Source organism: Bradyrhizobium sp. ORS 285 (genome assembly GCF_900176205.1).
Lineage (GTDB): Bacteria > Pseudomonadota > Alphaproteobacteria > Rhizobiales > Xanthobacteraceae > Bradyrhizobium.
Genome location: NZ_LT859959.1, coordinates 2,334,559 through 2,355,777, shown reverse-complemented (window position 1 = coordinate 2,355,777; position 21,219 = coordinate 2,334,559). Strand labels below are relative to the sequence as shown.

The following is a 21,219-nucleotide window of genomic DNA, read 5'->3' as shown; positions in this document are numbered from 1 at the left end:
GTAGAAGTTGGTCGCGTTACCTGCCCTTCCGACTTTTGTTTTTAGTCTGACCGGATGTTTTCTCCGGCTTGTCGGTAGATAGTGCCTGAGCGGTCACCTCATCGATGATGAGCCCGTTCAGAAAGCCGCTGCGCAGCACCGCGCGCAGGGCCGTGATCTTCGCCTCGCCGCCGCCGATGGCGACGATGCGGTGTGTCTTCAAATCGCTCGCCGCCATCGAGGTGGCCCGCGCGGAGAGATCGAGGTCGAGCAGATCGCCCTGGGCATTGAAGAAATGCCCGAGCAGGTCGGCGCAGGCGCCGGCGCGCTTCAGCTCGACGACCTCGTCGGGCTTGATCATGCCGCTCGACACCAGGAAGCCGTCGGCGTGGATCTGTCCGATGCCGACGAACAGCAGCGAGGCCTGCTGCGCCAGCGCGAACACGTCGGCGATGCCGAACTGCTGCATCAGCACGCGCCGGTCGGCGACGGAGTTGGCGAACACCGGCACCGGCAACAGATAAGCTTCCGCGCCGGTGCGCTCGGCGAGCCGATGGATCACGTCGAACGGATTGGCGGCGAATTTGCGCGTCAGGCCGCCGAGCAGCGAGACGAACTGCACGTCGCGCGCCGGCGTCTGCGGCAGTTGCGCCACCACGGCGGCGAGGGTACGGCCATGGCCGACGCCGATGATCTTGTCGTCGCCGCGCTCCAGCACCTGGCGCAGGAAGCTCGCGCCCTCCAGCGCAAGCGCCTTCAGCGGCAGGTCGCCCTCTCCGAGGTCCGGCGCGACGCGGCAGAAATCGAGCCCGTAGCGATCGGCGAGCGCATTCTCCAACGCAACGCATTCGGCGACCGGGCCCTCGACGAAGACGCGGATCATGCCCTCGCGGCTGGCGCGCGCGATCAAACGATGCGCCTTGGTGCTCTGGATGTTCAGCCGGTCGGCGACTTCCGACTGCGTCAACCCGGCCGCGAAATACAGCCACGCGGCGCGCGTCGCGAGCGAGGCCTCGCCGTCGATCATGGGCGCCCTGTCGGAAGCTGTCGTCACGCCGGAATGCCTGCTTGCAAAATTCTTCACACCTTGCAAAAAATTGCAGACACCGATCCGGCCGTCAATCCCCCAAACGTGCTGCAGCGCAACGCCGGGCGGAACGACAAGAGCGAGCAGAGGCGGCTCGTCGAAAGAGAAGAAACGAGAGGAGGTCGCATGGCGGAGTTGTTTGTCGGCATCGACGTCGGAACGAGCGGCGTGCGCGCCTGCGCGATCGATCATTGCGGCACCATCCAGGGCGCGGCCGCTGTGCCGCTGGCGCCGCCGCGTCAGGATGGCGCAGCGATCGATCAGGATCCCGAGCTGTGGTGGCGGGCGACCACGTCAGCACTCGGCAAGCTCGGCGAAACCGTCGATCTGCGCGCCGTCGCGCGCATCGCGGTCGACGGCACGTCGGGCACGCTGCTGCTGATCGATGCCGATGGACGCCCCTGCTCGCCCGGTCTGATGTACAACGATGCACGCGCGACTGACGAGGCCAAGCGGATCGCCGCGGTCGCGCCGCCCGAGAGCGGAGCGCATGGCACCAGCAGCCCGCTTGCCAAGCTGATGCATCTCTTGGCGCGGACCACAGGCGCAGTCCGCGTCGCGCATCAGGCCGACTGGATCGCAGGCCGGCTCGCCGGCCGTTATGGCGTCAGTGACGAGAACAACGCGCTCAAGCTCGGCTACGATCCGGTGCAGCGCCGCTGGCCGGATTGGTTCGATCAGCTCGGCGTGCCGCGCGAGGTGCTGCCGAGCATCCTGGTGCCCGGCACCCCGTTCGCCGACATCGATCCCGCGATGGCGCGCGCGCTCGGCATCGCATCCTCCGCACGCATCGTCGCCGGCACCACCGACGGCGTCGCCGCGTTCATCGCCACCGGAGCCGACACGCCGGGCGATGCGGTGACCTCGCTCGGCACCACGCTGGTGCTGAAGGTGGTCGCGACACAGCCGATCTTCGCCGCCGATCAGGGCGTGTACTCGCACCGGCTCGGCGACAAATGGCTCACCGGCGGCGCGTCGAACTCCGGCGGCGGCGCGCTGCTGGCGCATTTCTCGTCCGACGACATGGAGCGCATGACCCCACTGCTGCGCCCCGACGAGCCGACCGGGCTCGACTACTACCCATTGCCGAAGCCAGGCGAGCGTTTTCCGATCGCCGATCCCACTTTCGCGCCGCGCGCGACGCCGCGCCCCACTGAGGATCACCGCTTCTTCCAGGCGCTGCTCGAAGGCATCACCGGCGTCGAGGCGCTCGCCTATCAGCGGCTGCAGGCGCTCGGCGCGCCGGCGTTGCGGCGGGTGATCAGCATCGGCGGCGGCGCGAAGAACGCGGCCTGGAACAGGATCCGCGAGCGGATCATCGGCGTGCCCGTCAGCGTCGCCACGCAGACCGAAGCAAGCTACGGCACCGCGCTGCTCGCCTTGCAGGGGCCGCCGCGATGACCGCCGCCGCATGTGAGATCAGCGGCCTGTCCGCCATCGCCGACCGGTTCGATCACGTGCTGCTCGACCAATGGGGCACCCTGCATGATGGTCGCACGGTGTTCCCCGCAGCGCTGGACTGCCTCGCCAAACTGAAGCGAGCGCACAAGCCGATCCTGGTGCTGTCCAACTCCGGAAAGCGGGCACGGTCGAATGCCGAGCGGCTGGCGCGCCTCGGTATTTCCCGCGCCGCCTATGACGGCATTCTCACCTCGGGCGAGGTCACATGGGCCGGATTGCGCGACCGGACGCGCGCGCCGTTTACGGATTGCGGCGACACCTGCTTTCTGATCAGCCGCGGCGGCGACCGCTCCTTGATCGAGGACCTCGACATCGTGACGGTCGACGACGTCAGGGAAGCCGATTTCATCCTGCTCGGCGGACTCGATGACGATCTGGCCGAACCCGATCTCTGGCGGGAGCCCTTCGCACAGGCGGCAGCGCGGAGCCTGCCGATGATCTGCGCCAATCCCGATTTGATGATGTTCGGTGCGAGCGGCCTCGTCCCTGCCCCCGGCACGCTGGCGCGCGCTTATGAATGGCTTGGCGGCGCGGTCACCTTCGTCGGCAAGCCGCATGCTCCGATCTTCGAGGCGGCGCTGGAGCAGCTTGGAAATCCCGATCCACGGCGCGTGCTGATGATCGGCGACTCGCTCGATCATGACGTCGCCGGCGCGCGCGCGATGGGCCTGCAAAGCCTGCTGCTCGCCGATGGCGTGCATCGCACAGCTCTGGCGGGAGCGCCTGATCTGGCCGCGGCCACGCGAAAACTCGCGGCGTCCACGAGCCGCATGCCGAATTGGACGATGCAGCAGCTGAGCTGGTGAAGGAGACGGACGATGCGCGACCCCGATGAGCTCAGTGCGTTGCGCCGAATGTCGGCGCGCGTCGGCCGCAACATGCTGCTGGTGCAGGGCGCCGGAGGCAACTCCTCGATCAAGGACGACGATGTGCTCTGGGTGAAGGCGTCCGGGACCTGGCTGTCCGACGCCAATGACAAGGATATCTTCGTGCCGGTGCTGCTGACGGCAGCGCGCGAAGCGCTGGCCCGCGACGACGAGCGCATCCCGCTCGCCGCCCCCGGCGCGCTGCGGGCCTCGATCGAGACCTCGCTGCATGCGCTGATGCCGCACCGGATCGTGCTGCACGTTCATGCCGTCAACACCATTGCCTGGGCCGCGCGGCGCGATGCGCGCGACGACTTCGCGGCGCGGCTCGACGGGCTCGCCTGGCGCGATCTCGACTACTACCATCCCGGCCTGCCGCTGGCGCGCGCCGTCAGCGCGATCGTGGCGCGAGAGACCGTCGATGTCCTGATCCTCGGCAATCACGGCCTCGTGGTCGGCGCCGAGACCAGCGAGGAAGCCGAGGCGCTGGTGCACGACGTGGAGACGCGGCTGATCTTGCCGGCGCGCGCGACGCCCGCGGCGGACGACGCGGCCTTGCGCCGGCTCTGCGCCGGCACCGACTATCGCCTGCCGAAGGATGTCGCGTGCCACGGCATCGCCACCGACCCGTTCAGCCGCGCGATCGCGACCGGCGGCTCGCTGTATCCGGACCACGTCGTGTTTCTCGGTCCGGGCCTGCCGACCATCGAAGGCGCCGGCGGACTCGCCACGATGCTTGCCCGCGCGGAAGCCACCGACCTCCCCGCGCCCGTCGCGGCGCTGGCGCCGGGTCTCGGCGCGATCATTCGAAGCGACGCCAGCCCTGGGGCCGAGGCAATGCTGAGCTGCCTCGCGCTCGTGACCAGCCGCCTGCCGCTGTCAGCCGACATTCGCTATCTGTCGTCGCAACACGAGCAGATGCTGCTCAACTGGGACGCCGAGCGCTACCGGCAACAACTGACGGCCGCGCGACAGTAGACTTGCGAACCGCCGGCGAGAATTGCCCCGCCGGCCTGGATCAGCCGACGCGATCCGTCGCCTCATTCGGCTGCATAGGCCTCCGGATCGGGGCTGCTGCTGGGCTTCTTGAACCCAGCCCGCAACGCGGCCGGCATCGGGTAGTTGAAATTGGTCCCGGTCGGCGGCACCGGCGATTCGAACCACGTCTTGTAGAGCTTTTCGATCTCCGGGCTCTGATACAATTCGGCCGTGACGCGGTCGGCGATGGCCTTGAACGGGGCATCATCCTTGCGCAGCATGATGCCGAATGGCTCGGCCTTGGAGAACGCATCTTCGCTGATGACATAGGCGGCCGGCTCCTTGGAGCGCGCGATCGCAACCGCAAGCTGGACGTCGTCGAGCACATAGGCCTGGGCCCGGTCGGTCTCGAGCATCAGGAACGCCTCGGCCTGGTCCTTGGCCGGAACGATGGTGATGCCGAGCTTGCGCTCGACATTGACCTTGTTCAATTGCGCGATGTTGGTCGATCCGGCGATCGCAACGGCCGTTTTGCCCTTCAAATCGTCGATCCGCCGCAGCGAGCTCGACGTCTTGGCGGCGAAGCGCGTTGCGCTGAGAAAATGCGTGTTGGTGAAGGTGACGAGCTTTTGGCGCTCCGCGTTGTTGGTCGTGGAGGCGCACAGAAGGTCAATGGTGCCGTTGGTCATCAGCGGAATGCGGGTGGACGAGGTGACCGGAACGGTCTCGACCACGAGGTTGGGCAGCCCGAGCTCCCGCTTCACCGCGTCGGCGATCCGCGCACAGATGTCGAGCGCGTAGCCCACCGGCTTCTGGTTGCCGTCGAGATAGCTGAAGGGCACCGCCGCTTCCTGGAAGGCGACCGCGATCTTGCCGGTTTCCTTGATCTTCTGCAGCGTGCCGCTCAACTCCTCGGCGCCAGCGGCATTCGCCGCCAGAACCAGTGCCAGTACGCATCCCCATCGGCGCATCAAAGCCTCTCCTCGTCGTCATTTACTGCATGGTGCAGCGGGCCGCAGCCTCGCTGCGGCCGACTGCGATGAAAAGGGATAAAAACGCTTACCCGTCCATTCCAAAAAGTGATGCCTGTCCGCGCCGCCCTCTAGCCCTGTAGCTGCCGGCTGAAGTCGCAGGTCCTGCGCGCCAGTTCGGCCACGACGGCCGTCAGCGCCGACGGCCTGTCGTTGCGATACATCGCCGAATACGGCACGGCGGGGAGCGCCGGCCTCACCGGCACGACGGACAATTTTCCCTCGGCAAAGAGTGGCCGGAAGCAACGTTGCGGAAGGTAGCTGATGCCGAGGCCGGCCACGGCGAGACCGACGAGGGCGGTGAGATTGTCGACCGTGATCGCACGCTTGAAGGCGACACCGTTCGCTGTGAGCCATCGATTGATGTAGAGCCCCTGCCCGGAGCGCCGTCCCTGCATCAGGAGGGTATACTCCCCGAGCTCCTCGAATCCGAGCGGGCGGCGCGACCGCACCAGACCGGGGCGCGCGGTCCAGACGTTCTGCACTTCGGCGAGCCTGACCGAGGTCACATCCGGGTCGGAAAACACCTCGGGAACCACAATCAGGTCGATACTGCCGTCCATCAGGCGATCGTAGAGCGTGCGGGTGGTCTCCACCTCAGGCTCGATCACCACGGCCGGGTGCTGCTCCCGGATGGCCGAGACGAGGCGCGGCAACCAGGTCAGCGCCGACAGCTCCGTGGCCCCGAGGCGTAGCCGGCGGGCTGGGGACTGCCGCCCGTCCCTCAGCGCGAGGATCTGCTCCTGCAGCGTCAGCATCTGGCGGCCCAAAGCGAGGATCTCCTCGCCCCGTTCTGTCAGCCGCGCACCGCGCTGGCTGCGGTCGAACAGCGGAACGCGCGCCGACGCTTCGAGCTCCTGGACGCGCTTGGAGATTGCAGATTGCGTCGTGTTGAGCTTCGCCGCGGCGCGCTCGAACGTACCGAGCTCCGCGATCCAATGCAGAGCCTCGAGCTGCTTCAGCGTGATCATGAGACATTCTCAAAAGCGATGATCTGACATCGTCATTTATCTGTTTTCTGAATTTTGCGCGAGCCTTACACCGGTGCCTGTGCAGCCATCCGACGGCAAGCATCGAGGAGAGCGACAATGAGTGACACCGAACGGCCGCCGGTTGCGACAGTCGATCCCGGCCTGATTGCCGCCTTCAGGCAGATCCCGACCGCCGTGATCAGCGACAATCTGCAGCGCCTGCCCGGCGCGATCGGCCTCAAGCCGTTCTACAAGGGACCTCCCATGGCCGGAATCGCGCTCACGATCGACACCGCGCCGGGCGACAATCTGTTCATCCATCGCGCGCTCGATCTGATCAAGCCCGGCGAGGTGCTCGTCATCAATGGCGGCGGCGACGAGACGCGCGCCCTCGTTGGCGAGATCATCGCCGCGATCGCCGAGCAACGCGGCGCGGCCGGAATCGTGCTCGACGGCGCCGTCCGCGACTCCGCTGTGCTGATGGCGTCATCGTTTCCGGTGTTCGCTCGCGCCGCCCATCATCGCGGCCCCTACAAGAACGGGCCGGGCACCATAAACGAGCCGGTCTCGATCGGCGGCATGGTCGTGGCGCCCGGCGACGTCGTGGTGGGCGACGCGGACGGCGTCGTTGCCTTCGCGCCGGAACGCGCTGCGCTGCTGTTGGAGATGGCGCGGGCGCAGGAGCAGCGCGAGGCCGACATCCTGGCGAGCATTCGTGCGGGCCGCTATACGGGAGCCTACGCAAAGTAGCCGCGGGCGGCGATAGCCGGGCCTGTACACAGGCCCGACGGGCGACTCATGCTCTCGCGCAGACTCTCACCTGTCCCCGCCGGGTAAGCCAAGGCCGTGCGCCGGAAGACTGATTTCTTCCGTCGTCTCAGTCGGATGACCTCTGTCCAGTCGTCCCACAAAAAATAAATCGATTTCGCTTTCCGCGAAAACGTGCTTGGATGTCCCGGTCCCGCCTCGCCAAGAGGGGCGCATCGCGATCGTCACGACGCGCGGGGTGGGATGCGGTGGGCGTGTCGGCTCGCAGCGTGACCGAGGTCATGCGGACGAACGAGGTCGATGCGCCGGCGAAATCGTAGGGTCCTGGTCTCCCGACGCCGAGACCAAGTTCGCGACAACGCTTTCGCGTTGCGCGGGTGACGGGGGCAAGACAGCCGGTCCCCGGGGAGATGACGTATAAGCCGCTAAAACCATCGCGCGGGGAATGCCGGGATGTCTCGGCTGAACCTGTGGTGACTGCCGCCTGCTTATCTTTCTGCAGGCGGGCCATGGGTGCGGCCAGCGCCCGGCATTCCCCGCGCCCTCTCGTTGAAAGGGCGGAACGACCTGGACAACTCGGGCGCAACGGCGCCGCGAGGCCGCAGTCTCACGTCGGCGGCGCAAGAGCGGAGCAATGATGAGATCAGACCGATCATCTTTCCCTGCCCGGCCACATGGTCCGTACGCAGCGATGAACGCCCGCCAGTGGGGCCGGTCCCTGCATCAGCCCGCCCCTCACGCTCCCGTCACACACGTTATTTAATTTTAAAACGCCACTTGCTGGGCAAAATTGGATTTAATATAAATTAAATAACGCACCCGACCGATCATTTAAAGTCTCAGACAATCAAATCCTTGTTTTGGCAGGCCCCCGGACGGCTCCGACCTCCGAAGCGCAACTGATGAAGCTTCACGAACATGCTGCACAACCCGAACGCTAGCACGGTGGCCTTCACATCCCAGCAGGACCAGGGCTGGGAGCGCGCCGGTCCCGGCCCGTTTGACCTGGCGCTAGGCTTCCTGCGCCGGCGCTATCTGGTGATCGCGATCACCGCTGCCGCGTCGCTCGTAGCCAGCTTCGCCGTCCTGAAGATCATCCCCCCGACCTTTTCGGCGGATGTGAAGATCATGCTCGGCAGCGCCAAGCCGCCGGTCCTGCAGCCCCAGCCGGTGCAGGACGAGCCGCCGCTCGACATGGAATCCCAGATCGAGATCCTGAAATCCAAGTCGATCGCAACCGCCGTCATCAGCAAGCTGAACCTCGCCGATGATCCCGATTACAGCGGCAAGGCGAGCCCCCTGCATGGCGTCGTGAACGCCATTCGCCGGCTGTCCGGCGCGGCGCCGGAGCCCACCACGCCTTCGATGGACGATCTGCTCGACGAATTCCAGCGTCGGATGAACGCATTCAGGATCGGCACCAGCACCGTCGTCGAGGTCGACTACAGCGCCAGCGATCCGCAGCGCGCCGCGATGATCGCCAACGCAATCGTCAAGGAGTATTTCGACCAGCAGGTGAAGGCGGAAGCGAACGAGCACCGGACCGTCACGGCCTGGCTGCACGAGCGCCTGCAGGATCTCGGCAATGACGCGACGGCCGCGGAGCGCGCCGTCAACGAGCTGAAGAGTCGGCACGACATCGTCTCGGCGGACGGCAAGTTCATGGACCAGCAGCAGGTCGCCGAACTGACCAACAGGCTTGTGGCCACCCGGACGCGCACGGCCTCGCTGATGACCCGGCTCAACCGGTTCGACGACATGCTCGCGGCGAGCAACTCCGATACGCCGATCGACAGCTTTGCCTCCGTCTCGGATCTGTCTCCGGCGGAGCTGAGCGGCAACCTCAATCCGCCCGACGGACTATCGCTCAGCAATTCGAACAGTACGCCGATCATCAACGGGTTGCGCCAGCAATATCTCGACAATGCCAAGCGGGAATACGAATATTCCGCCAAGTACGGCAAGGATCATCAGGCCGTGGTGAACATCCGCGCCGCGATGAAGAGCATTCGCCAGGCCATTCTGGACGAGGTCCGACGCCTCGCCGACGTCGCCAAGCACGACTACGAGGAGGCCAAGCAGCAGCAGCAGGAGGTCGAGAAGCAGCTCGCCCAGGCTGTCGCCCGCTCGCGCGACACCACGGCCGCCGAGGTCAGCATCCGGGAGCTCGAGACCAGCGCCAAGGGATATCGCGCGCTCTACGACACCTTCCTGCAGCGGTACATGGGCTCGGTCCAGCAGGGCTCGTTTCCGATTGCGAAGGCGCGGGTCATCTCCGCAGCGACCCCGCCCAAGAAGAAGAGCAAGCCGAAGTCGATCGTGCTGCTCGGCATCGGTCTGTTCGGCGGCCTCGCCCTCGGCGGCGGCCTGGGATTGCTGCGGGAATTCAAGGATCGCAGCTTCCGCACGACCAATCAGGTCGAAGATCGGCTGCGCCTGCCCTGTCTTTCGGTCGTGCCTCTGCTCAATCTTGCTGACGTCGACAGGGTCACCAGAGAAGCGGCCCTCAAGCTCCCGGATACGACGCCGGCGGACGAAGGCCAGCGCCTCGTGGCGCGCGGTCCGGGGACCTGCTGGGCGGCCTCTGCCATGCCATCCTCACGCTTCGCGGAATCGATCCGCTCGCTGAAGGTCGCGATCGAGCAGGATCCGAGCCGCAGCTCGCGCAAGGTGTTCGGCCTGACTTCGGCGCTGCCCGACGAGGGCAAGTCCGTGATTGCCGCCTCGCTCGCCCAATCGTTCGCCAGCTCGGGCAAGCGGGTCATCGTTGTCGATTGCGACCTCAGGAATCCCTCGTTGTCCGCCATGCTGGCTCCCCATGCCTGCACCGGCATCGTCGACGTCGTGACCGGCGCGCGTCCGCTCGAGGACGCGCTGTGGACCGATCCGGTGACGCGGTTGCAGTTCCTCCCGGCCAAGGGTGCAGCGAGCGGCAGCAGCGACATTCTCGCCAACGAGCAGATGCGCAGGCTGTTCGAGCAGCTGCGGGACGCCTACGACTACGTCATCGTCGATCTGCCGCCGCTTGCGCCCGTGGTCGATGCCCGCGCCATCTCCGGGCTGCTCGACAGCTTCGTGCTCGTGGTGGAATGGGGACGGACGCCGGCTGACGTGGTCGAGCATGCCCTGAATACGGCGCCGAACGTCTATGATGCGCTGCTCGGCGTGGTGCTCAACAAGACCGACATGAAGGCGCTGAAGCGTTACGCCAATCATTTCGGCGATTACTACAACCACAAATACTACGCCCGCTACGGCAGCGTCATGGCGGAGTAGATCCCGGGTGAGGCGCGCGCGCGGCGTCCGCCGCGAGGCTCAGCGCTGATGCTCGGGGCGGATGGCGGGATGCGCGATGCCGGCGCGCTCCAGCACGCTGCGGAGATAGATGCCCAGGAGATAGCCGACCTGGAGGGCGACGAGGCCGCCGACCCAGGGCAGTGCCGCGGAGAGGCCGCCCAGGACCGCAACGGCAATGCACTCCGCAAAGCTGATCGCGACGAGCGCCAGCAGCGTGCGAACCTTGAAGATCGCTCCGGCCACTGCTCCCGCTGCAAAATGAAGCGCGATCACCCACATCAATGTTCAGGCCTCCTCGGCGTGGCGAGAGGCTAGCGACGATTGGTTAGCGATGAACTAAGCCGCTGCAGGAGATTCGAACAAGCGCATGGGAGCAACACCGCACCGCGGAAAACCGCTACCGGCCACCCTGCGGTTGCAGCAACGGAGGCCGATGCTGCCAATGCGTGCTGTAGAGCCAGAGCACGGCCGTGACCACGATGACGTCGACGAGGCCCACCAGGGTCTGGCCAAGGACCTGGGGGTGAATGCCCCCAATCAGGAGGGCCAGCTTGACCGATTGGCGAACGACCTCCGAGCCAAGGAACGCAATCAGGGAGTTCTGGCCGACATTGAGCACCAGCGCCACGGCCGGCGATCGCCCGGCGCTCGCGAACACGGCCCACAGCAGCGCCAGCAGCAGCGGCAGGCTCCACAGCAGGTTGATAAGCTTGTCGAACCGATAAGGATATTTCTCGCCGTTGCTCGGAAAGCCCAGCCACCCGTCGAGCAACACCCCGAACAGGAAGATGGCTCCCATCGCGATGTAGAACGGCCGGCCGATCAGGCGGCCGCGGCGGTGGAGGTCTCCGAGAGAGGTGCCGATCATCAGGAACAGCTGCATCTGCAGCGAGAACAGCAACAGGATCGCCGCCGGATTCTCGAGCCCTCCGGCCTCGGTATTCGCGAACCAGGTACAGGCCACGAAGATCGCCGCCGACACTGCAAGCACGAGCACCCTGTTGCGCTTGAACAGCGGCAGGATCAGCGGCAGCAGCAGGAACATCAGCCCGTAGAATTTGAGAATGGTGATGCCGGTCGGCTCGGACTGGAACGTGATCACGTCGAAGATCGCCTGCCCGACCGGCTCGCGCTTCTTGCCGAGAACGGCCATGCCGATGGCAACCGGAACCGAGATGACGAAATACGCGGCGAGAACTTTCAGCCCGCGGCTGACGAGCTCTCCGTAGTGTTCCTTGTGCAGGTAGACGTAGCCGACCATGAAGCCGGAAATCACGACGAACAGTTCGGCAAAGGGATTGAACTTCGTGAACAGATCGACGGAGTCGGGAAACACGTTTGCGGTGTGGTGATAGAACACGAACAGCATCGAGCAGCTTCGATAGAAATCGATCAGCACCTCGCGGCGAGTCTGTCCCGCCGCGCTCACCGTTCGTCTCCGGTACGGCCGTCGCGGTACGACGGCGTAAAGCCACGCGCGAACTGCCGGGATGTTTCAAGGACGGTCATGGAGATCCAGACCGCCGAAATGGAAGATCCTCGCCAGCAGCGGCGAGACGCCGACGAAAGCCGCATCGCACCCGTTCGCATCGAGCTGCTTCCTCAGCATGAGCAGCAGTCCGAGAAAGCGCGCATCGATGGCGCAGACATTGGAAAAATCGACCGTCACTGGCTTGCGCAAAGCGGCCGCGGCCCGGAACACCGGAATGGCACGGTCGACATGACGCGCATCCGCGGGGCCCGACAGGCTCAGCGTGACCGCCCGCGCACCGTAGTCCTGGGTAATGGTCAGCGCCTCTCCCCGCTCATGCGTCCGCCGCATCCACCAGGTCCAGAACACGAAGGGCAGCACGTGGGTGAACACGAGGCGCAGCATCGCCGTCCCGTCATTCCAATAGCGTCGCCAGAGATACGGCTCCTCCTTGATGCGCCACAGCCACTCCAGGCCGAGCCGGCGCAGGATCTCCGGCGCCCGCGCCACCGTGCCGGCCTGGAAGTTCAGCGCGGCCCCGAGATGGGCGCGGACCGGAATCTCGAGCCGCTCATGATTGCGCTGGAGCCAGGACTGCCCCTTCTGACTGCTCAGGGACGCCACCAGAAAATCCGCGCCGCTGGCATTGATCTCATCAATAATGTGATCCCGGCTCATTTCCTCGGCCGAGCAATAACCGGGGTTCGACCAGCCGACGCATCGCAGGCCGCTGGGCTGACTGTTCAGCCGCCGCGCCGCCAGCTCAGCGGCCCCTTGCGGGCCTCCGAACAGAAACAGCTTCAGCGCGCTTGCCGAGCCCTCATCCGACTTCAGCGCATCGAAGATGTCGGCGCCGGCCGTCCGGCTCTTGATCGGAATGCCGATCAACCGGGCGATCCAGACCACCGGCATGCCGTCGACGGTACAGAGGTCGCTCAGGATGAGCGACTCCCTGAAGCTCCTGTCGGACTGGCTGGCCACCAGGAAATTGAGATTGGGCGTGGAAATGAGAAAGCGTGTCTTGCGCCGCGCGGCGTCGCGGATGCGGCGCAAGACACCGCGCATGCCGATGGCGTCGACCGGCACGCCGAGGACGCAGTAGACATCGCGCGCCAGGTCGTCAGGAACGACAGACTCGGCCATCGGCGTCTCGGACCAACCGAGGCCTGCGCCGGCACGGTCCACGCGGTAGGCGGAGCGCCCGGCCTCTTGCAGTTCCTGCGTGCTCAGCATCGACCGCTCTCCCTCAATCCGCCTTGCTGCACGAGGATGCCCTGTGGCGGGGGCCTCGGCAGAGCTCCGCTTTGCCTGAAGGCGGCAGCCCAAAACCATCATTTAATTTTAAATGATCCGATCCATTTAATATGGTTTAATTGTGAATGACAGAGCAGATTTCCGGCAGATCCGCAGCAATACGCGCCCGGCCATGTGAAATGTCTTTATTTAATTCGGGATCCAGACCATGATTATTCTGCCACCCCTTCGGCGGCGTGCCCGTTTTCGAGTTTTGAGCAGAGCGCGAATGCCCAGAGTTCAAGCGATGACCTTCACGGCGGTTGCTGCCGCGCGCGCTCACGGGAAGAGCTTCGATATCTGCGCTCTGCTCCCTGTCCTGGCCTTCGCCTACTCCGCGCTCATTCAGCCGCTGATCTATTTCAGCTTTCCGCCGTCGCCCGGGCTGCAAGGCCTGCTGGAAAGCCGCATCGAAAACCGGATCTTCTGGCCGGCGCTCGCGGCCATCGCCATGATCGTTGCGGCCCATCGTCTGGCGCGCGGCAGCCGCCTCGTCGCGCCGCCGAACATCGTTGGCCTCTGCGCCTATTTCGCTTTCGCCGGCGCCAGCATCGGCTGGGCCTTCAAGCCGGAATTCGCCTTCGTCCGCTTCGTGCAGGAGGCGATGGTGCTCACGGCCATCGTGCTGCCGGCCTTGTTGTCGAATCCGCGCGCCGACATCCTGCGCGGCGTCTTCCTCTGCATGGCGACGGGCGTGATCCTCAATGTCGTGCTGATTCCCGGCGGCTATGTGACCTACGCGCAATATGGCTCCGCGCTGGTCGACATCGGCTACCAGGGCTATTTCTCTGGCAAGAACCTGCTGGGCGAATTCGCCGCGATCGCCTTTCTGCTGTCAGTTCACGAGCTGCTGTACCCCGGCTATCGGCGTGCGCTTGGCCTCGTCGTCGCGATCGCGGCCGTGGTCCTGATCTTCCTCTCCAGCTCCAAGACGGCGCTCGGCCTCGCCCTCCTGGCCCCCGTCCTCGCTTTGCTGACGCTCTCGGTGTCCAGGACGTTGCGGCTGGCGCCGGTCCTGATCCTCGCGGTCCTGGTGCTGGGCTATGTCGTGTTCGGCGAGCTCGCCGGCTTCCCCACGAGCCGCATCGCCTATCTGCTGACCGGCGATTCAAGCTTCACCGGCCGCACGACGATATGGGCTTTCTCGGAAATGGAGATCGCAAAGCGGCCGCTGCTGGGCTGGGGCTATCAGAGCTTCTGGCTGGTCGGCGCGGATGCGCCGAGCATCACGGATGCGCCCGGCTGGGTGAAAGCCATGCCGAACTCGCACAACGGCTATTATGACGCCATGCTGGAGCTCGGCTATGTGGGTCTCGCCCTTCTGCTGGCGTTCCTCGCGACCACCGTTCACGTCATCGGCCGCGTGATGAATCACGACCACAGGCGAGCATGGATCCTTCTGTCCGTCGCCTTGTTCGTCATGGTCTACAACTTTCTCGAGACGCTCTGGCTGCGCGCCTTCGACGTGTCCTGGGTCGTGTTCGTGCTCGTCGCCGTCGAAGCCGCGCGCTATTGGCGGCGGTCGCCGCTCACGATGCCCAGCCGGCAAACGGCAAGCGGGCGCTCGGCCGGTTTCGCGCGGGCACGCCCGACGTGGAAGCCGCGGCTCGGTGTTCGCTCTTGAGCGTGCCTCGTGCGCTGGCCCCGCGGCCTAGCGTGCCGCGCCCGGCGCTGGAGCGAACGGTGTCCCGGCATCGAGCCGTGCCTTGGCCGGCAACGTATGCAGCTTGGGATCACCGACCGGATCGACCCAGGGCCAGGAGAAATCGCCGAAGAAGGCCGGCTTGGCGGTGAGGTACAACGACGCCGGCAAGGGCCGGGCCTGCAGGCCCTCAGTCCAGACAACCGTATTGGTGAGATAATCGAAATTGCCCCCACGGATCAAAGTCGCCAACGTCTTCGGATCCGGCCCCATCGTCCATCGCTCCGGATCATAGCCGAGCATCCAGATGTTCCCCGATCCGCCCTGCCCCCAACGTGCCGTGTTGGCTGCCATCGAAGGATCATCATAGCTCCAGCCTCTCATGCGCCCGGATTGGCCCAACACATTGCCGACGAAGGAATCCCACCAGGATCCATACGCAAGCCCGATGGTCCGCAGGCCTGAACGGTCGACGAAGCGCTGGCGCTGGCCTGTCAGATGATTGCGGAAGAAGGTCAGATAGATGGCGTTGCCATGCGTGAAGTCGCTGTCGGCGTTATGGGACAGGTTGCCCTCGAACAGGACATGGTGCGAGCCCGCCATATGCGACGCGTTGATCCCGACCTCGACCCAGCCGGGATTGTCGAAATCGAAGGAATCGTCGGCATAGTTGTAGCCGACGACGCTGCCGGCGCCGGACGAGCGGAACACCATGGTCTTGCAGACGTCGACGAGGATGTTGTTCTCGATCAGGACCTCCGACGAGCCCCAGGCCAGGCTGAGCGCATAACCGGCTCCGCCGGGCTGCGGCCATGAGCCGGCGTGAATATAGGAATCGCGCAACTCGACCCGGAACGAATTGTTGATCGCCACGCCCTCACCGAGCCACTGCGTGACTTCGATCCCTTTGGCCCATGAATAGGCGGCGGTCTCGAACCTCAGCGCTCCATCCGCGCCGCCGATAATGCTGAGATGCTCGACGCCCACATGGGCGACATGGATGTCACGGTTGTTGGCGGCGTGGCCGCCGCTGTTGGGATCGGTACTGTAGGGGGTGAGCTGGGCGTCGTGGCTGCTGCGGTAGCTGATCGTCAGGGGCGAGGTGAACGTCACCGTGGCTCCTGAAACCGACGCGATCTCCTTGATCTCCGAGGTCGCCCGATCCACCCGCGCGAACCACGACATCGATTTCGGCAGCACGCCGGGCGTCTGATCATGGGGGCCCGATGCATTCGCCGCGCCATTGTCGTCGCCCGGCTGCACCGGATTGTGCATGTTCCAGGCGACGCGATCGCCTTGCCAAACCTTGGCGTTCGACGGAAAGCCGGATGGCGTTGCCTGCCATGAGGCGCCGGAGACTTCGTCGAGCAGGACGATGTCGCCGGCCCGCAACTGCGCAGCGTTGGCCAACGTGATGCTCGTCGCCCCCTGGCTGCCATCGGCCACCAAGCTCCGCGAGGCAGTGCTGTCGGGGCCGTTATTCCACCGGGATGGACCGACGATGATGACGGGCTTGGGATCATAGGCATACGAGCTCGGATCGACCGGCGTCAGAATGCCCCTGGTGCCCGCGAGGACTGCAGACGTTCTCGCCCTTGCGCCGTTTGGCTTGACGAGCCTGGTCGTACCGGCACCCGAGCCGCGGAGCGTGACCGGACGATTGATCAACAGCGGCTCGCTCAGAATGAACGTGCCAGGTCCGAGCATCACCACCTGCCCGATCGGCGCGGCATAGAGCGCCGCCTGAATCGCGGCGGTGTCGTCGGCTCCGCTGGGCGACAATGTTCGATAGATGGTGGTGCGGTTCGGAATCCCACCTGCTGACATCAGGCCCGGCGTCCAAACGGCCACGCGATCTGCCGGCAACAATGTCACGGCCGATGCTGGTTGCAGTGATGTCGCCGGCTGCGCGGCTTCGGCCCGGCAGCCGGCAGGCCGAGAGATCGCCAGCGCCGCCAGGAACGCGGCGCGGAGAGCTGTTCTGTTCACGACGCCCATGCCACCAGCCCTTTCCGCGTCAGCAGGCTCGGCCAGTCCGCCGAGGCTGCGCCGATTTAAAATCACCATGATTTTGACACGCGCCGCGACATAATATTAAATCGTTATTTAATTTATTGAAAGCCAGTCGGTCGCCGCGGCTTTCGACGGAAGGATTGAGACGTGACGCCATCGCGCCGCTACCTGCTGATCTCGCCGTGCCGGGACGAGGCCGACTATCTTCGCCGAACGCTCGACAGCGTCGCGGCGCAATCGGTGCCGCCGGCACTGTGGATCGTCGTCGACGACGGATCGAGCGACGACACGCCGCAAATCCTCGACGAATATGCCCAGCGCCTGCCCTATCTGCGCGTCGTGCGCCGCGCCGATCGCGGCGGACGCAAGGTCGGGCCTGGCGTGATCGAAGCCTTCTATGCCGGGCTCGACACGGTGCGGCTCGAGGATTTCGACTATGTCTGCAAGCTCGACATGGACCTCGATCTGCCCGCGCGCTATTTCGAGCTGCTGATGGAGCGGATGGAGGCGGATCCGCGAGTCGGAACCACCTCGGGCAAGCCGTGGTTCGTCCATCCGCAGACCGGCGCGCTGCAGCCGGAGGTCTGCGGCGACGAGATGTCGGTCGGCATGACCAAATTCTATCGCGTCGCCTGCTTCCAGGAGATCGGCGGCTTCGTGCGCCAGGTGATGTGGGACGGCATCGACTGCCACCGCTGCCGCATGCTCGGCTGGATCGCCGAGAGCATCGACAGCGAGGCGCTGCGCTTCATCCATCTGCGGCCGCAAGGCGCCAGTCACAAGGGCATCTGGACCGGCCGGCTGCGCAAGGGCTTCGGCCAGTATTTCATGGGCACGTCGCCGCTCTATCATGTCGCGGTCGCGGTCTATCACCTGCCGGCCTATCCCGCCCTGATCGGCAGCATGGCGATGCTGTGGGGCTACTTCCGCAGCTGGCTGAAGGGGCTGCCGCGCTACGACGATCTCGAGTTCCGACACTTCCTGCGCGCCTATCAGCGCGCCTGCCTGCGTCTTGGCAAGCGGGCGGCCACGGCGCGGATCAATGCCGAGCGCGCCGCGCTGTGGCGGGCCACGCATCCCCTGACCGAGACCAGTTGATCAGACAACCGATCGCAGCGGTGTCGACTGGGCATTTGCGACGCTGAAATCCTTCTCCGAATTTTGCGGGCACCATGGCCGATATCCTCGAATCAAGCCCTCTGCGCGCCGCCTCCCCGGCCTCGCCCCTCTGCGACGGGCGCACCATTGCGCCGGCGCAGGCCGGCATGTCCGTCACGATTCCGTCGCTGGACGGCATCCGGGCATTATCGGTGCTGATCGTCGTCCTCGGCCATTCCGGACTGCAGGCGCAGATACCTGGCGGCTTCGGCGTCACCGTCTTCTTCTTCCTGAGCGGCTTCCTGATCACGACCCTCATGCTATCAGAGCATGAGCGGACCGGCACGCTGGCCATCTCGAAATTCTACGCGCGCCGCGCGTTCAGACTGATGCCGCCTTTGCTGATCACATTGGCGATCGCCTATGGCCTCACCTATGCGGGCCTGCTCGACGGCGGGATCACCTGGAAGGGACTGGCCGCCCAGGTTCTGTACTTTGCCAACTACTACGGCCTGTTCTTCGACCCCGGCAACACCGTTCCCGACGGCACCGGCATTCTATGGTCGCTCGCGGTCGAGGAGCATTTCTATATCATCTATCCGCTGCTGATGACCGCGCTGCTCGGCGCGGCGCTGCGACCGCGGACCATCGGCATGCTGCTCGGCGGTCTCTGCCTCGCAGTTCTCGCCTGGCGAATTCATCTCGTCCATGCCCCCGGCTTCTTCTCCGACCGGACCTATTACGCCTCGGACACCCGCATCGATTCGATCGCCTTTGGCTGCATCCTCGCGCTGGTCATCAACCCCGCGCGTCAGCGTGCGCCTGCGGCCGCGATGTCAGCCGCGCAATGGCTGCTCCTGGTGGGCGCTGTCGCCGTGCTGCTGGTGTCCCTGATCTACCGCGATCCGACGTTTCGAGAGACGGCGCGCTACAGCCTCCAGGGCCTCGCCCTGATGCCGCTGTTCTACTTCGCCGTCCGGTTCGCCGATGCTCCGCTGTTTCGTCCTCTCAATCGCCCGGGGTTGATGACGCTCGGCACCTATTCCTACGCGATCTACCTGGTCCACTACGTGGTCATCCAGGCCATCGACAAGAACTTTCCCGCCATTGCAGCCAAGCCCTACCTGCTCTTTCCGCTCGCTCTGCTGATCTCCATCGTCTATGCCGCAGCGATCGAGCGGTTCGTCGAGCCGTATTTCAGACAGCTCAGGCATAGCTTGAGGCCGGGGGCCGCCGCGAAGGGCGAACGGAGAACCTCGGCCGCATCAGCTGGCAATTTCGCGGAAGCTGAAGCCTGAGGCTTTTGTTCGTCACCGAAAAACGCGGTGGCGGTGACACCAGCGGACGAACACATAGATCGACCATACGCGCGACCAATAGATGCCGGGCGCGCCGTCGAGGAAGGCTTGCCAGAGCCGCGCGACGGCGGCCGGGTTCAGTCCGACCGGCGCGATCGCCTGGGGGTCTCGCAGCGTCCGGTCCATGGCGTCCTGCAAGCCGCGGCGGATCCAGCGATCCATCGGCAGCACGAAGCCGCTCTTCGGCCGGTCGAACAGCTTGAGATCGAGCCCGCGCAGGCCGATGCGCCTCAGCATCGCCTTGCTGCGCAGGGGTTGATAGCGCACCTCGTCGGTCAGCCGGTCCACGGTTTCGAACAGCACCTGATCGACCAGCGGCACGCGCTGCTCCAGCGAAGCCGCCATGCTGGCCACGTCATTGTCGCGCAGCAGCCGCTCGCCGAGGAACAGGCGCTGCTCCATGACGCTGATCGCCGACAGCGGCGTGCGTCCGCGCGTCTCTGCCGTGATCTTGGCCCGCATCGGCGCCGACAGGCCGTCGTTCAGCGTCGCGACCAGATCCGGCGCGAGCAGCTCGCGCTGGAAGTTCGGAAGGAACAGCGCGTAGGCCATCTGATACAGCGCCAGCAGATCATCGCCGCGGCGGACCATCTCCGGAAGCTTGGCCCAGCGCGTCTGCGAGGCAACCGCGCCACGCGACGGCGACAGCATCCGCGCGGACAGCGCCGCCGCAGCGACCTTCAAGCCCGCCGGCACCATCTCCGTCCGCTGTGACCATTGCCGCATGACCGGAAGATCGCGGAACGACGTGTAGCCGCCGAACAGCTCGTCACCTCCGGTGCCTGACAACGCCACCGTGAAGCCCGCGCTGCGAATGGCATGCGACATGTAGTAGGCGTTCAAGCCGTCGAAGGTCGGCTGATCCAGGCTGTCGAGCGCAGCCTCGAGATTGTCGACGAAATGCTGCTCGGTCAGCACCACCTCGTGATGCGCGGTGCCGATGGCGTCGGCAATCCGTTGCGCGATCGGACCTTCGTTGAGTTCCTGCTCCTCGAAGGCCAGTGTGAAGGTATGGATCGGATGTTTCGCGGCACGCTGCGCCAAATTGGCCATGACCGAGGAATCGATGCCGCCGGACAGGAAGACCGCCAGCGGCACGTCGCTGGCGAGATGCAGTCGCAGCGTCTCCTCCAGCACGGCGGCGAGCTCGTCCTCCTCGATCGTCTGCTCCGGCGCATGGCCGGGAATCGCCCAGTAGTCCTCGTCTCGGGTCACATTGCCGGCGCCATCGAAGGCCGTGAGGTGACCTGGCGACAACAGCGCGACGCCCTTCACGGCGGTGCCGGGGCCGGCGACAAAGCCGTTCCAGACGGCGCTCGCCACCGCCTGTGGATCGAGCTGCGGCTTGCCGAGAAGGCCCGAGGCAAGCAACGCGCGCAGCTCGGACGCGAAGGCCAGCGACCAGCCGGCATTCGGAGTGTCCGGGCGAGCCACATAGAGCGGCTTGATGCCGAGGGGATCGCGCGCGAGCAGCAGCTGGCGCGCATTTGGGTCCCAGCAGGCGAACGCGAACATGCCGCGCAGCCAGCTCACCGCCTCGGGCCCGTGCAGGCCGAGCGCGCGCAGCATCACCGCGGTGTCACCGGTCGAGCTGAAGTGCTGGCCCTCTCCGATCAGCCGCAGCCGCAGGTCAGCATAGTTGTAGATCTCGCCGTTGAAGACGATGACGTGACCGGTGACGGGGTCCGTCATCGGCTGCACACCAGCGGGCGACAGATCGAGGATCGCAAGCCGGCGGTGCGCCAGCAGCGCGCCCCAGCCGCGCTCGTCCGGCTCAGACGTCCAGGTTCCCCCTGCATCCGGGCCGCGGTGGAGCATGACGTCGTTCATCCGCTGCAGCGCTGCACGATTGTCGTCGTCGACGCGGCCGATGATTCCGGCGATGCCACACATCAGAGCAATCCAC

Annotated in this window: 16 protein-coding genes; 8 read left to right on the top strand and 8 right to left on the bottom strand. The window is 65.5% G+C overall.

The window, feature by feature from the left end; genetic code table 11:
* Positions 1-16 precede the first annotated feature (16 nt).
* Entirely contained in the window at positions 17-1,006 is a 990-nt protein-coding gene (locus tag BRAD285_RS10670) for a sugar-binding transcriptional regulator (RefSeq protein WP_035644786.1), read from the bottom strand.
* A 186-nt stretch (positions 1,007-1,192) separates the two neighbouring features.
* Here BRAD285_RS10670 and BRAD285_RS10665 point away from each other — a divergent pair, with 186 nt between their 5' ends.
* From BRAD285_RS10665 to BRAD285_RS10655, 3 genes are read left to right on the top strand one after another with little or no spacing between them, the layout of a single operon-like run.
* Positions 1,193-2,467 carry an FGGY-family carbohydrate kinase gene (locus tag BRAD285_RS10665; protein ID WP_006609890.1) on the top strand — a complete coding sequence of 425 codons (1,275 nt, stop codon included), beginning with the start codon at positions 1,193-1,195 and terminating at the stop codon, positions 2,465-2,467.
* On the top strand, positions 2,464-3,333 hold the full coding sequence (locus BRAD285_RS10660; RefSeq protein WP_006609889.1) for a TIGR01459 family HAD-type hydrolase: 870 nt from the start codon (positions 2,464-2,466) through the stop codon (positions 3,331-3,333). The genes BRAD285_RS10665 and BRAD285_RS10660 overlap by 4 nt, the downstream gene beginning before the upstream one ends.
* Positions 3,334-3,345: 12 nt before the next feature.
* Positions 3,346-4,371, top strand: coding sequence for a class II aldolase/adducin family protein (locus tag BRAD285_RS10655; protein WP_006609888.1), 1,026 nt, complete (start codon positions 3,346-3,348; stop codon positions 4,369-4,371).
* A gap of 62 nt (positions 4,372-4,433) precedes the next feature.
* Here the strand turns inward: BRAD285_RS10655 and BRAD285_RS10650 are convergent, their stop codons facing one another.
* Positions 4,434-5,342: an amino acid ABC transporter substrate-binding protein gene (locus BRAD285_RS10650; RefSeq protein WP_006609887.1), complete on the bottom strand. Its 909-nt coding sequence runs from the start codon at positions 5,340-5,342 to the stop codon at positions 4,434-4,436.
* Between the two features lie 131 nt (positions 5,343-5,473).
* A complete protein-coding gene (locus tag BRAD285_RS10645; RefSeq protein ID WP_006609886.1) occupies positions 5,474-6,373 on the bottom strand; it encodes a LysR family transcriptional regulator in 900 nt (299 codons plus the stop codon).
* A gap of 117 nt (positions 6,374-6,490) precedes the next feature.
* On the opposite strand from BRAD285_RS10645, the gene BRAD285_RS10640 reads away from it, so the two are divergent.
* Together BRAD285_RS10640 and BRAD285_RS10635 are read left to right on the top strand one after the other, a co-directional pair.
* Positions 6,491-7,123 carry an RraA family protein gene (locus BRAD285_RS10640; RefSeq protein ID WP_006609885.1) on the top strand — a complete coding sequence of 211 codons (633 nt, stop codon included), beginning with the start codon at positions 6,491-6,493 and terminating at the stop codon, positions 7,121-7,123.
* A gap of 936 nt (positions 7,124-8,059) precedes the next feature.
* The gene (locus BRAD285_RS10635; RefSeq protein WP_006609884.1) at positions 8,060-10,417 is read left to right on the top strand and encodes a polysaccharide biosynthesis tyrosine autokinase; all 2,358 of its coding nucleotides are present in this window, start codon (positions 8,060-8,062) and stop codon (positions 10,415-10,417) included.
* Between the two features lie 39 nt (positions 10,418-10,456).
* Here BRAD285_RS10635 and BRAD285_RS10630 read toward each other — a convergent pair whose 3' ends face one another.
* From BRAD285_RS10630 to BRAD285_RS10620, 3 genes are all read right to left on the bottom strand, one after another.
* A complete protein-coding gene (locus BRAD285_RS10630) occupies positions 10,457-10,717 on the bottom strand; it encodes a hypothetical protein (RefSeq protein WP_035644783.1) in 261 nt (86 codons plus the stop codon).
* A 118-nt stretch (positions 10,718-10,835) separates the two neighbouring features.
* Positions 10,836-11,867, bottom strand: coding sequence for an OpgC domain-containing protein (gene opgC, locus BRAD285_RS10625; RefSeq protein ID WP_006609882.1), 1,032 nt, complete (start codon positions 11,865-11,867; stop codon positions 10,836-10,838).
* A 66-nt stretch (positions 11,868-11,933) separates the two neighbouring features.
* Positions 11,934-13,244: a WecB/TagA/CpsF family glycosyltransferase gene (locus BRAD285_RS10620; RefSeq protein WP_244422060.1), complete on the bottom strand. Its 1,311-nt coding sequence runs from the start codon at positions 13,242-13,244 to the stop codon at positions 11,934-11,936.
* 187 nt (positions 13,245-13,431) lie between these two features.
* Between BRAD285_RS10620 and BRAD285_RS10615 the strand changes: the two genes are divergently transcribed.
* Positions 13,432-14,826 carry an O-antigen ligase gene (locus BRAD285_RS10615; protein WP_035644780.1) on the top strand — a complete coding sequence of 465 codons (1,395 nt, stop codon included), beginning with the start codon at positions 13,432-13,434 and terminating at the stop codon, positions 14,824-14,826.
* A gap of 27 nt (positions 14,827-14,853) precedes the next feature.
* On the opposite strand, the gene BRAD285_RS10610 is transcribed toward BRAD285_RS10615, so the two are convergent.
* Positions 14,854-16,842 carry a glycosyl hydrolase family 28-related protein gene (locus BRAD285_RS10610; protein ID WP_139020553.1) on the bottom strand — a complete coding sequence of 663 codons (1,989 nt, stop codon included), beginning with the start codon at positions 16,840-16,842 and terminating at the stop codon, positions 14,854-14,856.
* A gap of 162 nt (positions 16,843-17,004) precedes the next feature.
* Here BRAD285_RS10610 and BRAD285_RS10605 point away from each other — a divergent pair, with 162 nt between their 5' ends.
* Both BRAD285_RS10605 and BRAD285_RS10600 read left to right on the top strand, forming a co-directional pair.
* The gene (locus tag BRAD285_RS10605; RefSeq protein ID WP_006609878.1) at positions 17,005-17,955 is read left to right on the top strand and encodes a glycosyltransferase; all 951 of its coding nucleotides are present in this window, start codon (positions 17,005-17,007) and stop codon (positions 17,953-17,955) included.
* Positions 17,956-18,122: 167 nt separating this feature from the next.
* Complete coding sequence (locus BRAD285_RS10600) at positions 18,123-19,253, top strand: acyltransferase (RefSeq protein ID WP_244422056.1); 1,131 nt, start codon at positions 18,123-18,125, stop codon at positions 19,251-19,253.
* A 12-nt stretch (positions 19,254-19,265) separates the two neighbouring features.
* On the opposite strand, the gene asnB is transcribed toward BRAD285_RS10600, so the two are convergent.
* Positions 19,266-21,206 carry an asparagine synthase (glutamine-hydrolyzing) gene (asnB, locus tag BRAD285_RS10595; protein WP_006609876.1) on the bottom strand — a complete coding sequence of 647 codons (1,941 nt, stop codon included), beginning with the start codon at positions 21,204-21,206 and terminating at the stop codon, positions 19,266-19,268.
* Positions 21,207-21,219: the final 13 nt, after the last annotated feature.

Bases quoted from the DNA above. Each gene is read 5' to 3' on its own strand.
- BRAD285_RS10670 (WP_035644786.1), bottom strand. From the start codon at position 1,006: ATGATCGACGGCGAGGCCTCGCTCGCGACGCGCGCCGCGTGGCTGTAT.
- BRAD285_RS10665 (WP_006609890.1), top strand. From the start codon at position 1,193: ATGGCGGAGTTGTTTGTCGGCATCGACGTCGGAACGAGCGGCGTGCGC.
- BRAD285_RS10660 (WP_006609889.1), top strand. From the start codon at position 2,464: ATGACCGCCGCCGCATGTGAGATCAGCGGCCTGTCCGCCATCGCCGAC.
- BRAD285_RS10655 (WP_006609888.1), top strand. From the start codon at position 3,346: ATGCGCGACCCCGATGAGCTCAGTGCGTTGCGCCGAATGTCGGCGCGC.
- BRAD285_RS10650 (WP_006609887.1), bottom strand. From the start codon at position 5,342: ATGCGCCGATGGGGATGCGTACTGGCACTGGTTCTGGCGGCGAATGCC.
- BRAD285_RS10645 (WP_006609886.1), bottom strand. From the start codon at position 6,373: ATGATCACGCTGAAGCAGCTCGAGGCTCTGCATTGGATCGCGGAGCTC.
- BRAD285_RS10640 (WP_006609885.1), top strand. From the start codon at position 6,491: ATGAGTGACACCGAACGGCCGCCGGTTGCGACAGTCGATCCCGGCCTG.
- BRAD285_RS10635 (WP_006609884.1), top strand. From the start codon at position 8,060: ATGCTGCACAACCCGAACGCTAGCACGGTGGCCTTCACATCCCAGCAG.
- BRAD285_RS10630 (WP_035644783.1), bottom strand. From the start codon at position 10,717: ATGTGGGTGATCGCGCTTCATTTTGCAGCGGGAGCAGTGGCCGGAGCG.
- BRAD285_RS10620 (WP_244422060.1), bottom strand. From the start codon at position 13,244: ATGATGGTTTTGGGCTGCCGCCTTCAGGCAAAGCGGAGCTCTGCCGAG.
- BRAD285_RS10615 (WP_035644780.1), top strand. From the start codon at position 13,432: ATGCCCAGAGTTCAAGCGATGACCTTCACGGCGGTTGCTGCCGCGCGC.
- BRAD285_RS10610 (WP_139020553.1), bottom strand. From the start codon at position 16,842: ATGGGCGTCGTGAACAGAACAGCTCTCCGCGCCGCGTTCCTGGCGGCG.
- BRAD285_RS10600 (WP_244422056.1), top strand. From the start codon at position 18,123: ATGTCCGTCACGATTCCGTCGCTGGACGGCATCCGGGCATTATCGGTG.
- asnB (WP_006609876.1), bottom strand. From the start codon at position 21,206: ATGTGTGGCATCGCCGGAATCATCGGCCGCGTCGACGACGACAATCGT.